Genomic DNA, 16,007 nt, shown 5'->3' with positions numbered 1-16,007 from the left:
CGGTTCGAAGCCGAGAGATCAGACTTTGCTCACGACCCAGGGCCTCCGGAGACGGCGGCCGAATGTCCTAGAGCGTTTCCTGGTTAGATTGAAGCATTCTGCCGGAGCAGGTTTTCGTCAGGGCAAAGGCGATTGGCGAAGGGCATACCTTTTGGTACGTCCGAGCCGATCGCCTTTGATCCTGGCGGAAAGATGCCCGGCCCTTCGGGTTGGCTGAAACGGGCCGCTTGATCGCCCGGCCGGCTTGGCCGTAGGGCGTCGCTACGACACGCGCCGACCGGGCGACCATCCGACTCCGTTTGAGCCAACAGAATGCTTCAATCTAACCAGGAAACGCTCTAGATCAAAGCCAAAAGAGCACAGCAGCAAAACCGAAAGGGTTTACCGCAATGCTCTTTTCGAATGCTGTACGCATTAAAGCGCCGCTGACAACCGGCGTTTTACGCGGTCTTCGGCCGTTCGATGCGGATGACCTGCGGTTCGCCGACCAGATATCCCTCGCCCTTGATCGCCGACACGGCGGTGCGAACCGCCGATTCCATCGTCGCATGGGTGACGAGAATGATGGTCTGTGGCGCATCCTTGCCGACGGGCTGCTTGGAATGCTGCACGATCGATTCCAGCGAGATGCCGTTCTCGGCCATGTTGGTGGCGATGCTGGCAAAGACCCCGGTGCGATCCTGCACCGTCAGGCGGATGAAGTATCCGCCCTCATGGCTTTGCATCGCGGCCTGGCGATAGGGCTCGAGCAGATGGGCGGGCCGGCCGAGTACGGGCACCTGCTGGGCACCCGGGCGGCTCTTGGCGATATCGGTAATATCGCCGAGCACGGCCGACGCCGTGGCATTGCCGCCGGCGCCGGGGCCGACCATCAGCAATTCACCGAGAATGTCGGATTCCAGCGCCACCGCATTGGTCACGCCATCGACCTGCGCGATCACCGAATCGAGCGGCACCATGGTCGGATGAACGCGCTGCTCGATGCCGGTTTCGGTGCGCTGGGCAACGCCGAGCAGCTTGATCCGGTAGCCGAGATCGGCAGCGGCATGAATGTCCTCGATCGAGATATTGCTGATGCCTTCGAGATAGATAGCATCCGCAGCAATCTCGCTGCCGAAGGCGAGTGTCGTCAGGATGGCAAGCTTATGCGCGGTGTCATTGCCTTCGATATCGAAGGTCGGGTCCGCTTCGGCATAGCCAAGGCGCTGGGCTTCCTTGAGGCACGCCTCGAAGCTTAAGCCTTCCTTTTCCATCCGGGTCAGGATGTAGTTGCAGGTGCCGTTCATAATGCCGTAGACGCGCGAAAAACCATTGCCCGTCAGGGATTCACGCAGGGTCTTGATAACCGGAATGCCACCGGCGACAGCGGCTTCATAGTTGAGCAGCAGACCCTTGTCTTCCGCCATGCGCGCCAACTCGACCCCGTGCTTGGCCAGCAGCGCCTTGTTGGCGGTGACGACATGCAGGCCGCGGGTGAGTGCGGCGCGAACCGAGGCGTCGGCTGCCCCTTCCGCACCGCCGACCAGTTCCACGAAGACATCGATATCGGCGGATCTCGCCAATTCGCTCGGATCGTCGAACCAGGTCACGCCGGCAAGGTCGATGCCGCGGTCCTTGTCGCGATTGCGCGCCGAAACGGCAACCACCCGGATCGGGCGGCCGCAGGCGACGGCCAGCGCATTGCCGCGGGTTTGCAGAATACGAACCAGAGAGGCACCAACAGTCCCCAGACCCGCAATGCCAATTCGAAGGGCATCAGCCATGTGTCATTCCCGATATATCAAATGGAGGAGTGAAGGCGGCCGCGAACGGGCCGCCCGAAAAATCAACGATGGGCGTTGAGCGACACCACGTTGTGCATCGTATCGTCGGCCGTCGACAGGAACTTCTTGATGTTGCGGGCGGCCTGGCGGATGCGGTGCTCGTTCTCGACCAGCGCCAGACGCACGTAATCATCGCCCATTTCGCCGAAGCCGATACCCGGCGCGACCGCCACGTCGGCCTTTTCGACCAGCAGCTTGGAAAATTCCAGCGAGCCGAGATGGCGGAATTTTTCCGGGATCTTCGCCCAGGCAAACATGGTCGCCGCCGGCGGCGGCACCTCGAAGCCGGCCTTGCCGAAGCTTTCGACCATCACGTCGCGGCGGCGCTTGTAGATCGAGCGCACTTCGGCAATGTCGCTGCCGTCGCCGTTGAGCGCGAAGCTCGCCGCCACCTGGATCGGCGTGAAGGCGCCGTAGTCGAGATAGGATTTGACGCGCGTCAGAGCGGAGATCAGCCGTTCGTTGCCGACCGCAAAGCCCATGCGCCAGCCCGGCATCGAGAAGGTCTTCGACATCGAGGTGAACTCGACGGCCACGTCGACGGCACCCGGCACTTCCAGCACCGACGGCGGCGGCGCGCCATCGAAATAGATTTCCGAATAGGCCAGATCCGAGAGCACGATGATGTCGTGTTTCTTGGCGAACGCAATGACGTCCTTGTAGAAGTCGAGCGAGGCAACCTGCGCCGTCGGGTTCGACGGATAGTTGAGAATGAGCGCGATCGGCTTGGGGATCGAATGGCGCACCGCCCGCTCCAGCGGCGGGAAGAAGGTCTCGTCCGGCTCGACGGAAATCGAGCGGATCACACCGCCGGTCATCAGGAAGCCGAAAGCATGGATCGGATAGGTCGGGTTGGGGCAGAGTATAACGTCGCCCGGCGCGGTGATCGCCTGCGCCATGTTGGCAAAGCCTTCTTTGGAGCCGAGCGTCGCCACGACCTGCGTATCGGGGTTCAGCTTGACGCCGAAGCGGCGCGCGTAATAGGCGGCCTGGGCGCGGCGCAGGCCGGGAATGCCCTTCGATGACGAATAGCGATGGGTGCGCGGGTCCTGGACCACTTCGCAAAGCTTGTCGACAATGGCCTGCGGGGTCGGAAGGTCGGGGTTGCCCATGCCAAGATCGATAATGTCGGCGCCACCGGCTCGCGCGCTGGCCTTCAAACGGTTGACCTGTTCGAAGACGTAGGGCGGCAAGCGCCGGACTTTATGAAATTCTTCCATCTTAATCCCCGTAAAACCGCATAGGGCCTTGGCTGCGGTCGGCGAGTTCGTTGCTCGGCTGATGCGATCGTCCCGTAACGAACTGCGGAACCGTGACGACCGATACTAACCCATTTTGGACCTATACGGTAATTTTTTGACCGAAGGTCGCAAACAGGCCGAAGCAGGACAGAAACTGCCCCCTCCTCGAATTTTGCTTTGCGTCCAAAGAGAAGGAAAGGCAAGCGCTAATTGGCGATCTGGGCTTGTGCATCCGTGCCATGCTCTAGCGCCAGCTTGCGCAGTTCGGCCAGCCGGCGCTGATACTCGGCCTCCGACACGGTGCCGGCCCGCCGCGCCGCGCCAAGCGCCGTCATGCGCTGTTGCAGGCTGGCGGCGTCTTCGTTGCTCATCTGGGTATTGGCCGCCGTCAGTGGTCGCGAGAAATCCGGATATCCGCCCGGCGTAGGCGCCGGCCGGGTCGAAACATCGCCCTCCTCGGGAACTGTCACGGTCAGACTGTCCGCCTGCCGTGCGGCAGGCGACTGCGACGTGGTACAACCGCCGGCCATCAAAAGCGCGACTGCCGCTACGCCCGACACCAGCAACCGCATCCCGTTCATCGCAGCTTCATTCACGGCAATCGTCCCAATTCCCTGGATTGACCCCAATGCCCACCCGCAAATGCGCAAGACCGGCACGGTGCTTTCGTATCGCTGGAACTTGTAGTCGTTTTCATGCAGGATGCGCAATTGTAAAAGAATACCATAAGAAGCTTCCAGGGAGGGCAGCGTGGGCGGCAACACCGAAGACAGCGGCACAGCGCAGGCCAAGCAGCCAGGGTTCGACCCGAAACTTCTGGATCCCTATGTGGTCAAGGATCCCGAAGCCATGGCGATGAACTTTGCCAAGGCGCTCGAAAACCTCGGCAAGGCCGCCTCGATATGGCTGGCGCCCCGCGAACGCGGCGAGATCGTCGATCCGGTATCCGAGCCCATGACGGAGCTGGTCAAGACCCTGTCCAAAGTGGCGGAATACTGGATATCCGATCCGAAACGGACGCTGGAAGCGCAAACCTATCTGCTGGCCTCGATCTTCGGCATCTGGACCCGTACGCTTCATCGACTGTCCGGCGACGATGCCGCAGAGCCGCAGGCCGGGGTGCCCACCGACAAGCGCTTCGCCGACGAGGACTGGCAGCGCAATCCGTTCTTCGATTTCCTGCGCCAGACCTATCTGGTCGTGTCCGAATGGGCCGACAAGCTGGTGACCGATGCCGAGGGTCTCGATGAACACACCCGCCACAAGGCGGCCTTCTACGTCAAGCAGATCACCGCCGCCATCTCGCCGGTCAACTTCCTTCTGACCAACCCGCAGCTCTACCGGGAGACGGTGGCAAGCCATGGCGCCAATCTGGTCAAGGGCATGAAAATGCTGGCCGAAGACATCACCGCTGGCGGCGGCGATTTGAGAATGCGCCAGACCGACTACAGCAAGTTCGCCGTCGGCGAGAACATGGCCGTCACACCCGGCAAGGTCATCGCCCAGAGCGATGTCTGCGAGGTCATCCAGTACGAGGCCTCGACCGACACGGTGCTGAAGCGGCCGCTGCTGATCTGCCCGCCCTGGATCAACAAGTTCTACATCCTCGACCTCAACCCGCAGAAAAGCTTCATCAAGTGGTGCGTCGACCAGGGCCATACGGTCTTCGTCATTTCCTGGATCAATCCGGAAGAGCGCCATGCCGGCAAGGACTGGGAGGCCTATATCCGCGAGGGCATCGACGTAGCGCTCGACACCGTCGAAAAGGCCACCGGCGAACGGCAGGTCAATGCCATCGGCTACTGCGTCGGCGGCACGCTGCTGGCCGCAGCCCTTGCCCTGCATGCCCAGGAGGGCGACAAGCGCATCGCCAGCGCCACGCTCTTCACCACGCAGGTGGATTTCACCTATGCCGGCGACCTCAAGGTCTTCGTCGACGAGGAGCAGATCCTCGCCATGGAAGACCGCATGAAGACGCTCGGCTATCTCGACGGCTCTAAGATGGCCTCGGCCTTCAACATGCTGCGCGCCTCCGAACTGATCTGGCCCTATTTCGTCAACAACTACCTGAAGGGCCAGGATCCGATGCCCTTCGACCTGCTCTATTGGAATTCCGATTCGACCCGGATGGCGGCCGCCAATCACTCCTACTATCTGCGCAACTGCTACCTCGACAACAACCTGTCCGGCGGCCGGATGAAGCTCGCCGGCAAGACCCTGTCGCTGAAGGACGTGACGATCCCGGTCTACAATCTGGCGACCCGCGAGGATCATATCGCCCCGGCCAAGTCGGTCTTCGTCGGCAGCGGTTTCTTCGGCGGGCCGGTCACCTACGTGCTGAGCGGCTCCGGCCATATCGCCGGCGTCGTCAATCCGCCCGACAAGAAGAAATACCAGTACTGGACCGGCGGCCCGACCACCGGCACCTATGAGGACTGGGTGCATGCGGCAACCGAGACCCCCGGCTCCTGGTGGCCGCACTGGCAGAACTGGATCGAGCAGATGGACCATGAGCGCGTGCCGGCGCGCATTCCCGGCGGCGGGGCGCTCAACGCCATCGCCGATGCGCCAGGCACCTATGTCCTGGCACGGGTCTAGCGCTCTTGGCCGTCCCGGACTGCAATTGTCGGCCTGATCGATGATCTTCGATCCACCGCTCACCCCTGCCCGGCTGATCCGCCGCTACAAGCGTTTCCTGTTCGACGCCCTACTGGACGACGGACAGGAGGTGACCGGTTTCTGCCCGAATACCGGCTCGATGCGCGGCCTGACCGAGCCCGGTTCGCGGATCTGGCTGTCCGTCCACGACAGTGCAAGCCGCAAGTATCGCTACGCCCTGGAACTGGTCGAGGCAGACGGCACCCTGGTCGGCATCAACACCGCACTTCCCAACCGGCTGGCGCTGGAAGCGATCCGCGCCGGGTTGGTCGGTGATCTCTCTCATTATGAAACGGTCCGCAGCGAACAGCGCTACGGCCGCAATTCGCGGATCGACTGGCTGCTCACCGGCAACGCCCGACCCGACGCCTATGTCGAGGTGAAGAACGTCCACTTCATTCGCACATCAGGCCTTGCCGAATTTCCCGATACAGTCACGGCGCGCGGCGCAAAACATCTCCTTGAACTCGCCGACATGGCCGACGCCGGTCATCGGGCAATCATGATCTACCTGATCCAGCGCGACGATTGCGAACTCTTCCGCCTGTCGGGTGATCTCGACCCGGCCTATGACGCCGCATTCCGGCTGGCGGCGGCCCGCGGCATCGAGGCCTATGCCGTCAAATGCCGCATCACGCCAAACGAAATCACGCCCCATCGCCTGATCCACATAGACGAACCAGGCCTTGCTGCATTAAGAACAACAGAAATGGAACTATCAGAAAGCGGATAAATGGTGAATTATATCGATGCGGCGTCCGCCCCGCTCAAGAATACCGGCGCGATCCGGCTCTACGACGCGGAGGCCTTCGAAGGCATGCGCAAGGCCTGCAATGTGACGGCCCGCTGCCTCGACGCGCTGGTTGAGATCGTCAAGCCGGGCGTGACCACCCAGGCCATCGACCGCTTCGTCTTCGACTTCGGCATGGATAACGGCGCGCTGCCGGCGACGCTGAACTATCGCGGCTACAAATATTCCGTCTGCACCTCGATCAACCATGTCGTCTGTCACGGCATGCCGGACGACAAGCCTTTGCGCGAGGGCGATATCGTCAATATCGACGTGACCTACGTCGTCGACGGTTGGCATGGCGATTCGAGCCGCATGTATCCGGTCGGCACCATCAAGCGCGCTGCTGAACGCCTGCTCGAAGTGACCTATGAATGCCTGATGCGCGGCATAGCCGCCGTCCGCCCGGGCGCCCGCACCGGCGCCATCGGCGAGGCGATCCAGACCTATGCCGAAGCCGAGCGGTGTTCCGTGGTGCGCGATTTCTGCGGCCATGGCGTCGGCCGGCTGTTTCATGATTCGCCCAATATCCTGCATTACGGCCGCGCCAACGAAGGCCCGGAACTGCGCGAAGGCATGATCTTCACCATCGAGCCGATGATCAATCTCGGCCGCCCGCATGTCAAAGTGCTCTCCGATGGCTGGACGGCCGTCACCCGCGACCGCTCCCTGACCGCGCAATACGAGCATGCCGTCGGCGTCACGGCGACCGGCTGCGAGATCTTCACCCTGTCGCCAGCCGGTCTCGACCGTCCCGGACTTCCGCCTCTGTAAAGGGTAATCCATGGCCCGACTCCCGACCGATCTCCCGCCGTATGACGATCATGTTCCACGGGTCGAGACTGGGGACAATGTCGGGACAAGCGAACCCGATGAGACTGACGAACGCGGCTTTTTCGCCGAGCAGGCACCGAAATCAGGCACCTTGAAGAAATCGCCGCTGCTGGCCTCAAAACCCGATAGCGATCAGGCCCATTACCACGGCCATCGCGAGCGCCTGCGCGACCGTTTCCGCGCCAATGGCGATACGGCTTTGGCCGATTATGAAATCCTCGAACTGCTGCTGTTCCGGCTGATCCCGCGGCGCGACACCAAGCCGATCGCCAAGGCGCTGCTCGAGCGGTTCGGAACCCTGGCCGGCGTGATCGGCGCGCCGCCGTCCCTGCTGCAGGAGGTCAAGGGCGTCGGCGAGGCCGTGGCGCTCGACCTGAAGCTGATCTCGGCCGTTGGCCAGCGCATGCTGAAAAGCGAAATCAAGGGCAAGCAGGTGCTCGGCTCCTGGTCGTCGGTCATCGACTATTGCCACGCGGCCATGGCCTATGAGGCGCGCGAACAGTTCCGCATCCTGTTCCTCGACAAGCGCAATGCGCTGATTGCCGACGAGGTCCAGGGCAAAGGTACCATCGACCATACGCCGGTCTATCCGCGCGAAGTCGTCAAACGTGCCCTGGAACTCTCCGCCACGGCCATCATCCTGGTCCACAACCACCCGAGCGGTGATCCGACACCGTCGCGCGCCGATATCGACATGACCAAGATGATCGTCGACACCGCCAAGCCGCTGGGCATCACGGTGCACGACCACATCATCATCGGCAAGGACGGCCACGCCAGCCTCAAAGGCCTGCGGCTGATCTGACAACCTTATCGACTGGACGGGATCAGACCGGATCAGGCGGAAAATGCGCCGATGCACAGGGTGATATCGTCATATTGCGGCCGTCCGCCGGCAAATCGAAGCACGGCGCTGCGCAGGTGTTCCATCAATTCCGCGGGATCGCTGACCGTCGTCGTCTCGATCAGCGACAGCAGACGCTCGTCGCCGAACTGCTGGTCCCGGCTGTCGAAGGCTTCCGGAATGCCGTCGGTGTAGCATACCAGCAGACAGTCGGTCGGCAGCGGCATATCGACGGTGTCGTATCCGATATCGATGATCATCCCGAGCACCAGGTCGCCGGTCGCCGGCAGGTACGAGACCGAGCCGTCACGGCCTTTAAGGATCGGCGGCACATGGCCGGCATTGGCATAACGCAGCCGCTTCTCGGCCCGGTCGATGACCCCGTAGAACAGCGTGACGAACATGTTCTTGTCATTGGTCTCGGCAAGGACGCGATTGGCCTCCGTCAGCACCTCGCCCGGTGCCTGGCCGGTCATGGCGAGCGACCGGACCACGGTCCGCGACATGGCCATGAACAGGGCGGCCGGCGTTCCCTTGCCGCAGACATCGGCGATCAGGAAGCCGACGCGATTGTCATCGATCTGGAAATAGTCGAAATAATCGCCGGCCACTTCCTGCGAGGGAACCATCTGCCCATGGAAGGAAATGCCCTCGACAACCAGGGGGCCGCGCGGCAAGAGCGCCTGCTGCAGTTCTGAGGCGATGGCGAGCTCCGCCTGCAAATGCCGCAGTGCCTCCTGATTGGCATGGGCCGAGCGCAGTGCCTCGACCGCCTTCGACAACCGCTGGATTTCGATCGTGCCCGTACTGGTGTCGAGCGGCGGCGCTTCCTGCCCTTGCGTCAGCTTGTCGATCACGTCGATCGCGGCATCGAGCGGCCGAAACGCGCGCTTGACCATCCAGACCAGCCCGCCAAGCACATGGCCGACGAAGACCACCACCAGGCCACCGGCGATCCATTGCAGCCAGCGCGTCTGGCGCAACTCGTCCGTTCGGTCGTTGGACGCCCCGAGATAGGCCAGAACCCGGCCATCGCTGAAACCGTCGGCGAGCGGGATCATCACGGTCTGGGCCGACATCGCCCCGCTATCGGCAACGTCGACGAGCCTGGCATCGAGATCCACGGATTGATCGAATCGCGCCAAAATCTTCGAGACGGGTGCTGCAACAATCACATAGCCGACCACGCCGAAGCGAAAGCGCAACGGGACGATCTTTATCCGGTAGACCAGTTCGCCTTCGCCGAAATCGAATTTCGAAAATCCATCGGTATCGGTCACCCGCACCATACGCGTATTGGCCTGGCTGAAATCCGGCGGCAGCGGTTTCGTGAGATTCGTGTAGATCGGCTTCAGCGCCTGATTGATGATGATGATCACCTGGCCATCGGCGCCGCTTTCGATGCCGCCGATATCCATCTGCGCCTGGATGATGTCGCCGCGATCCTGAAACAGCGCATTGAGGATCTCGACGTCGCGGCGCACCCGGTTTGCCACGCCATCCTGCGCCAGGGTCTCGTCATCCACATAGCTTTGCCACATGGCCTCGATCAGAAGCGTCGTATCGCGGCGCGCCGACTGGTCGGTGACGCGCACGCTCAGCACCACCTGCGCCACGAAGATGAGGCTCAGCAATAGGGTGGCAAGACCGACGAAGAGCGCGATGCGGGTTCTAAGCGCCATGTCCCGCCTCTTCCGCGGAACGGCGCGGCTGCGTCCTGATCCCGGCGATCATGGCGAAAGCTAAGGGCGACAGCATGACCAGGTAGGTCAAGGTGGCCGGCAAGGCGGCAGAGGCAGGCGCACTCAGCCAACCAGCGATCGCCAGCGCCGTCACCAGGCCGAGCAATTCGATGGCGGTTGCCAATGCGCCGCTCAGCCGGTTGCGCGCCGCCAGAAACGGCAGTTCCGCAGACCAGCGCGCGATGGCCCCCATCAGCGCGGCCGCCAAGGCCGTGTTGAGGGCCAAATCGCCGTTGCCGACATAGGCCGCACCGATGAGCAGCACCACGACGAGAACGCTGATTTCGAACAGGATCCATCGTAGCCGCGCCGCCTTGCCCAAAAGGCCGGCCGCCAGGTTTCCACCGATATAGAGAACCACGCCCAGCAGCAGATAGGCGGAGGCGAGCGAAGGCTCGCGGCCGTCGGCGCCGACATGAGTTGCAGCGATCGCCAGCAACAGAAAACCGGCGCATTGCATGACGAACAGGCACACCCACATCCATGCTCCTCCCAGCATGGCAGCGACCGGCAAGGAAATGGAACGGGAGGCCGTCGGCCGGCCCATCCGACCGAAACCGGCCAGCATCGCTAGAACCAGCGTGAGTGCGACGCACAGGATGGCGCCGAACGGGACACTAGGCATCAGCTTGAGATAGGAGACCCATAACAGGCCGATCGACGGCAGAAGGGCTGCCGCCAGATGCAGCGGGCGCAGATGCAGACCCGTCGCAGCATAGCCTGTGCCGGCCACGAGGCCCGCTCCGAGCAGCAGCGCAGCGCCATTGCCGAACAGGCCGTAAAGCGTGCCCAGCGCGCCCACAACGAGCGCCGGCGCCACCAGTCGGGCCGGCACCAGCAACCCCACGGCAAATGCCGCAGCCAGTGCTGCAAACCCCGTGGCAGGCGCGATCTCGCTGCCGCCAGGCGATCCGAGGGTGGACAGGAACAGCAGAAGGAAAAGCAGAGCCGGGGCGAGAAAGGGACCGGCACTCATGCGGTCATGTCTTGCCTTTTCGCCCCATACGCCCTGCAACAGGGCTCCGCAGCAGAACCACAACACGAATGCGGCCAGCAGCAGGACGGAGAGATCGGCAAGGATCGGCTGAATGTTGGCGGTGGCCCGCACGCTGATCTCCTCGGACACGGCATGCCCGACGGTCAGATCGACGAAGCCGGAAAACGGCAGGACTGACAGCATTTCGGCTACACTCGATCCAAGCGTCTCTGTTCCGGCCTTATAGAGAACGCCACCGGGCCCTTTGACCTCGATCCGGTCGATCGCCGGATTGGTGCCCACCTGCTGCTTTAGATAGTCCTGCATGCCGACGAGATTGCCGAAGGAAATGCCCAGTTGCGCGGCGCGGCCAAGGTCGCTGCCGGTATCGGCGACCGCCAGAACGGCAACCTGCCGGGCGATGCTTGTCGATTGCAGCCCGAAACTTGCCGACAGCGCCAGTGTCGCGGGAAGGAATAGGATGGCCGGCAGAAGAAGAACGCGCGACGGCTTCAGGAAGAACAGCAGCAGCCCTGTCACGGCGGCAAAAACGGCCAGACAAATCGCAAGGATCCGGCCACGAAGCTCGGATGCGTGATCGATCCCCGCCGTCGACCGCTTGACGACAAGAAAGGCCGAAACTTCGCCATGACTGTCGAGGACGGACCGTTCGGCAACCACCGCATGCTCCCCGGTCAGACGGGTCTCGCCGGTGGCCGGAGCCTTGCCGCCGTCCCCGGAGGTCAGCTTGTCGAGCGTCAGGGTCAGCGCGTCCGGGCCGGTAGAAAGACCGTCCGGCGGCTGCAGAGCCTCCTCCACGCCGCCCGGCCCGTTGATCGGCAGGCCGAAATCGAGCGAGGCCTCGACATTGTCGACAAAGCTGTCCGCGACCGAATCAAGGCTCTGGATCAGCCGGATTTCCAGAAGCCGGTTGCCGATTGCCGTCAGCGCCAGCAGCGACAGGCCCGACAAGGCCACGACCGCAACGAAAAACGCCAGCCGCGACAAGGCACTCTGGCTGCGGCCCGGTTCGTCGCTCATCGGATCAGTTTTCACCGCGCTGGTTGACGATCTCGGCATAGCTGAGCAGCGTCATCGGCGGGTAGAGTTTCAACTCGGCCGCCGTCTTGATGTTGATGATATAGGAGTGGCGGTCGAGGGCTGCGATCGGCAGGTCGATCGGCTTGATGCCGTCGACCAGGATTCGCTTGGCCTGGTAGCCGGCCAGCCGTCCGACCATGCCGTATTTCGAGGCGATCGCCAGTAGGCCGGAACTTTCCGTGACCGACGTTTCATAGCTCGACGCCACGGGAATGCCGAGCTTGACCGCCGTCTGGGTGTAGATGTCGGCATTGACGCTGATGAACGAACTGCTGCCGATATAGAGGAACTCGACGCCGCGGTCGGCTGCTTCCTGGATCAGGTCGGGAATATCATTGGCATCGGGCTCGCCGTTGTGAAGCGGCATCGGCAGCATGACGAGGTCGAGACCCAATTCATCCGCCGCCCGCTTGACGACATCGGCATTGAGCTTCGAGTTCAACTCGTTTTCGTTGTAGATGATGCCGAAACGCTTGAACGGACGGTATTCCAGCATGGCCTTCAGCTGGATGATTTCCGGCACGCGGTTGCGCGTGCCGCTGACGAATTCGCGCCCGGAGGATTCGAAGGACTTGGCGATCTTCGCCTCGACCGGATCGGCGACGATCATGAAGATGCTCGGGATATCGCCGATATATTTCGAACTGTCGGCAGCATCGTAGGGACCGATCATCTGCGCCGTGACGGTCGTTCCCCAGGTGACGACCAGGTCCGGACGCATTTCCTTTACCTCCCGGACGAAGTCCGGCAGGACGGTCTTGTCGGTCTTGGCATCCCGGATCACCACATCGGCCGGCATGCCGCTTTCCTTGACATAGTCGATGAAGCCCTGGCAGGCCTCTTCGCAGCCGCGCCAGGCCGCCATGTAGATGGTAAACCGCTTGTCCGGCGTGCCCGTCGCCTGCTGCGCTTGCGCGGCAGGGGCAAGAGTCAGCATCAGGACGCACAGACCGCCTGCCGCCCGTCGCAAGAAATTGGACATAATACGCTTCATGACGGTCTTCCTAGCTCGGCAATGCGGTCTTCGCACCGCTCGCCCCTTCGCGGGCGATGATGATGTAGAACAGCGCCGACGTTGCCACGATCCCCAGGCCGATGCCAAGGATCGCCTGCTGGAAGCCGAACTGCAGCACCAGGAAGGCGGCCAGCATCGGCCCCAGCACGCTACCGATACGCTCCGTGGTGCGCAGCACGCCAAGAACGGTGGTCCGCCCGATCCGCACGCTCTCCTCCTCGGCAATTTCTAACGCATAGGCAATCTGCGGGCTCTTGGTCACCGAATGGCCAAGCCCCATGACGAAAACCATCAATACCACGGACCAGATGTTCTGCCACTCATAGAAGGCAACCAGCCCGACCGCCGACAGCACGCCACCCAGGGCCAGCATGAAGCCGGTGCGGCCCAGCCAGTCGACGATGCGACCGCTCGCCGATCCGAACAGGATGATGGTCAGCGAATAGAGCAGCATGACCCGGCCGATTTCCGCCTCGTTGGATCCGAGGCTCGAGAGATAGAGCGGCACCAGATAGAACAGGAATCCGGTCAGCAGGATCTTCGAAGGAATGGCGGCCAGCAGGATCATCGCGGAATAGCGGGTGTTCTGCGCCAGAGCCTTGATGCCGCGCAGCAGGCTCATCTTCGGCGACCTGTCGGCCGCCAGTTCCGAGATCAGCATCGACCGCGCCAGCAGGCCGGCCGCCAGCGACAACCCGACGGAAATCCAGAACACGGCGCGATAGCCGACGCGATCGGCCAGCACGCCGCCGATCGCCGTGCCGCACATCGTGGCGCTCATCAGCACGCCGACGAACATCGCCATGGCCCGGCCGCGGTTCTCGCTCGTGGCAATGGCTGCGATATAACCCTGGCAGGAAATGGTGATGATCGCATAGCCGAAAGCCGTGACACCTCGTCCCAGCACCAGGAAAAGCGCGTCCGGCGCCAACGCGCAAAGAACGTAGCCGACCACCGCCGGGAACAGGCCGATCAGGAACATCAGCCGCGCGCCATACTGGTCGGCCCAGCGCGCCGCAAACGGCGTGGCTATGGCAATCGTGCCCATATAGACCGAGATCGGCAGACCGACCACGACTTCCTGCGACAGATAGGAATTCGGTCCAGCCAGGCTCCTGGCATAGAGCGGCAGCCAGGATTTCTGCAATTCGTCGGCAAAGCTGAACAGGAAAAGCGGCACCCGGACATCGACGAAACTGCCGATGAACAGGCGCTTCGGGCCTTCCGCGCTGAGGCTGAACCGCGACGAGGCCAGATCGAGCTGGCTGCGCACCGCAGGGGCCGCACTCGACAGCGACGACATGATGGTGACGAAACGGCGATGCAGGGCGATCACCACATCGGATACCCGCCGGGTGATCTGGCCGATCTCGTCGTCGTTCTTCGGCACGATATAGGTGTCGAACCGTCCATGCGCGCCATTGACGACCAGGAAGATCAGCCGCCGGATCGGCGTGACGATATGGAAGAGAATGAAGGCCGTCATGATTTCGAAGGCCACCAGCAGCGAGACGATCAGGATCACCACCATGTCGAACAGAATGTCGCGGAACTGGCCGTTGATGAAATCCTTGGCCACTTCGACCTTGAGCGTCCCGAACAGCGCGCCGTCCTTCATGATCGGCTCTTCGAGGACCGGCACGGTGGTGGAAAACAGCCCGAGCACCCCTTCGGCACTGTCGAACAGGAACTGGCTCAGGCCATCCTCGCGCACTGCCGCGACCGGCTCGGAACCGGTTGTCATGTCTTCGGATGGCGTGGCAGCGTTTCGGCCGGCAGCCGCCAGCAGAGACCCATCGGGAGAAACCAGCGCCAGCGACTGGATCTGCGGATTCTGGGCGATCGTCAGATCGAACAACTGATCGACGCCTCTCAGCTCACGCACCGGGATATCGAGTTCGGCTGCGAAATCGAGGGTGTTGGTGACCGAGCGGGCCACCTGGGTGCTGGCAGCCCGGATATCCGGCTCCAGATCCTTCTGGAAGGCCTGAATGGTCAGGACAAACAGGATGCAGCTCGCCAAGACGACGAGCAGCGCGATCGATATGCCGATATGTCGCGTAATTCTTTGCGCCGCACTGTCGACGAGCTTCTCGCTGCCGGTCATGCTTTCGGTATCATTTGCCATCGCGCTTACCCTCGGTCGATGCAAGGGCCTCGATTTCGTTCAAGGCTTTCACGGCCTGGTCGCGCTGTTCTTCCAGATCGCCGAAGATCCGCCCGAACCAGTGCAACGTCGGCGCCAAAGGCCCATGCACCCGGGAAATCTGGGCGGCATCCTGCTCCTCGACTACCGAACGCATGGCGTGGATCGAATGGCCGAGCGGACGCAGGCTGATGAACACCACGATCGCCGCAATGATGGCGATCGGCACCAGCGTCAGGAACGAGAAGCTGGTGATGCGGCGCAACATAGCCGTATCGCGCTGGTCGATGATCTGATCGGGCTGCAAGGCAATGATCGCGCCTTCCGGCTCTCCGAACGAGTTGATCACGGTGCTGCCGGCGATCAGGTAACCGCCTTCGCGCATATGCCAGTTGGTCTGCTTGGCGGCTATCTTGCCGATCAGCGGTTCGGCGGCCACTGGCAGCGAACTGTCGCGGCCCGGCACGGCGATGACCTCGCCGCGCGGGTCCAACACGACGACGCGCACATCCTCCGGCAGCAGCTGCGAGGCGACGTCGACGGGGCCGCCGTTCTGCTGCGCCAGTGCTTTCAGCGACACGCCAAGGCTCCCGGCCTTTTCTGCCGATGCCCGCGTATCTTCGGTCACGATCGTCAGCCGTTTGGCCAGCGTATTCGTAAGGATGTTCTCGTACTTGACGATGCTCATCAGCCCCAAAAGAGCCAAGGCCGCCATGATCACGAACATACTGTAAATGTAGACGCGCAAGCCTATGCGCATATCAAGCTGCCCTATCCTGAAAGAAACGCGATTGGCGAGCTTTAGCATCGCCCATTGAAGGTTCCATGACTATCGGA

At 62.4% G+C, this 16,007-nt stretch carries 11 protein-coding genes and 1 pseudogene; 4 read left to right on the top strand and 8 right to left on the bottom strand.

The window, feature by feature from the left end:
• Positions 1-440: 440 nt before the first annotated feature.
• The 3 genes from HFC70_RS08640 to HFC70_RS08630 form a co-directional block, all read right to left on the bottom strand.
• Complete coding sequence (locus HFC70_RS08640; protein WP_168472827.1) at positions 441-1,763, bottom strand: homoserine dehydrogenase; 1,323 nt, start codon at positions 1,761-1,763, stop codon at positions 441-443.
• 62 nt (positions 1,764-1,825) lie between these two features.
• Positions 1,826-3,043, bottom strand: coding sequence for an LL-diaminopimelate aminotransferase (locus tag HFC70_RS08635; protein ID WP_168472826.1), 1,218 nt, complete (start codon positions 3,041-3,043; stop codon positions 1,826-1,828).
• Between the two features lie 227 nt (positions 3,044-3,270).
• Positions 3,271-3,660: an SHOCT domain-containing protein gene (locus HFC70_RS08630; protein ID WP_168472825.1), complete on the bottom strand. Its 390-nt coding sequence runs from the start codon at positions 3,658-3,660 to the stop codon at positions 3,271-3,273.
• Positions 3,661-3,814: 154 nt separating this feature from the next.
• Between HFC70_RS08630 and HFC70_RS08625 the strand changes: the two genes are divergently transcribed.
• The 4 genes and pseudogenes from HFC70_RS08625 to radC form a co-directional block, all read left to right on the top strand.
• Positions 3,815-5,662, top strand: a complete 1,848-nt coding sequence (locus HFC70_RS08625) for a PHA/PHB synthase family protein (protein ID WP_368669585.1) — start codon at positions 3,815-3,817, stop codon at positions 5,660-5,662.
• Between the two features lie 40 nt (positions 5,663-5,702).
• Complete coding sequence (sfsA, locus tag HFC70_RS08620; RefSeq protein WP_168472823.1) at positions 5,703-6,455, top strand: DNA/RNA nuclease SfsA; 753 nt, start codon at positions 5,703-5,705, stop codon at positions 6,453-6,455.
• A complete protein-coding gene (gene map, locus HFC70_RS08615) occupies positions 6,456-7,286 on the top strand; it encodes a type I methionyl aminopeptidase (RefSeq protein WP_168472821.1) in 831 nt (276 codons plus the stop codon).
• A gap of 106 nt (positions 7,287-7,392) precedes the next feature.
• Positions 7,393-8,151, top strand: a pseudogene (gene radC, locus HFC70_RS08610) (DNA repair protein RadC); the annotation flags it as partial.
• Positions 8,152-8,183: 32 nt separating this feature from the next.
• Here radC and HFC70_RS08605 read toward each other — a convergent pair.
• From HFC70_RS08605 to HFC70_RS08585, 5 genes are read right to left on the bottom strand one after another with little or no spacing between them, the layout of a single operon-like run.
• On the bottom strand, positions 8,184-9,872 hold the full coding sequence (locus tag HFC70_RS08605) for a PP2C family protein-serine/threonine phosphatase (RefSeq protein WP_168472818.1): 1,689 nt from the start codon (positions 9,870-9,872) through the stop codon (positions 8,184-8,186).
• Positions 9,862-11,949, bottom strand: a complete 2,088-nt coding sequence (locus HFC70_RS08600; protein WP_168472817.1) for a hypothetical protein — start codon at positions 11,947-11,949, stop codon at positions 9,862-9,864. Before HFC70_RS08600 ends, HFC70_RS08605 begins: the two co-directional genes overlap by 11 nt.
• 4 nt (positions 11,950-11,953) lie before the next feature.
• A complete protein-coding gene (locus HFC70_RS08595) occupies positions 11,954-13,003 on the bottom strand; it encodes an ABC transporter substrate-binding protein (RefSeq protein ID WP_168472815.1) in 1,050 nt (349 codons plus the stop codon).
• A gap of 10 nt (positions 13,004-13,013) precedes the next feature.
• Positions 13,014-15,152, bottom strand: a complete 2,139-nt coding sequence (locus tag HFC70_RS08590) for an MFS transporter (protein WP_168472814.1) — start codon at positions 15,150-15,152, stop codon at positions 13,014-13,016.
• Positions 15,142-15,930 (bottom strand): hypothetical protein, encoded by a 789-nt coding sequence (locus tag HFC70_RS08585; RefSeq protein ID WP_168472813.1) that lies wholly within the window; start codon positions 15,928-15,930, stop codon positions 15,142-15,144. Before HFC70_RS08585 ends, HFC70_RS08590 begins: the two co-directional genes overlap by 11 nt.
• Positions 15,931-16,007: the final 77 nt, after the last annotated feature.

The organism is Agrobacterium sp. a22-2 (assembly GCF_012276985.1).
Lineage (GTDB): Bacteria > Pseudomonadota > Alphaproteobacteria > Rhizobiales > Rhizobiaceae > Allorhizobium.
This window is presented reverse-complemented; position numbering and strand designations above follow the sequence as displayed.

Coding starts and splice junctions, on each gene's coding strand:
- HFC70_RS08590 (WP_168472814.1), bottom strand. CDS start 15,152: ATGGCAAATGATACCGAAAGCATGACCGGCAGCGAGAAGCTCGTCGAC.
- sfsA (WP_168472823.1), top strand. CDS start 5,703: ATGATCTTCGATCCACCGCTCACCCCTGCCCGGCTGATCCGCCGCTAC.
- map (WP_168472821.1), top strand. CDS start 6,456: ATGGTGAATTATATCGATGCGGCGTCCGCCCCGCTCAAGAATACCGGC.
- HFC70_RS08640 (WP_168472827.1), bottom strand. CDS start 1,763: ATGGCTGATGCCCTTCGAATTGGCATTGCGGGTCTGGGGACTGTTGGT.
- HFC70_RS08595 (WP_168472815.1), bottom strand. CDS start 13,003: ATGAAGCGTATTATGTCCAATTTCTTGCGACGGGCGGCAGGCGGTCTG.
- HFC70_RS08635 (WP_168472826.1), bottom strand. CDS start 3,043: ATGGAAGAATTTCATAAAGTCCGGCGCTTGCCGCCCTACGTCTTCGAA.
- HFC70_RS08585 (WP_168472813.1), bottom strand. CDS start 15,930: ATGCGCATAGGCTTGCGCGTCTACATTTACAGTATGTTCGTGATCATG.
- HFC70_RS08605 (WP_168472818.1), bottom strand. CDS start 9,872: ATGGCGCTTAGAACCCGCATCGCGCTCTTCGTCGGTCTTGCCACCCTA.
- HFC70_RS08600 (WP_168472817.1), bottom strand. CDS start 11,949: ATGAGCGACGAACCGGGCCGCAGCCAGAGTGCCTTGTCGCGGCTGGCG.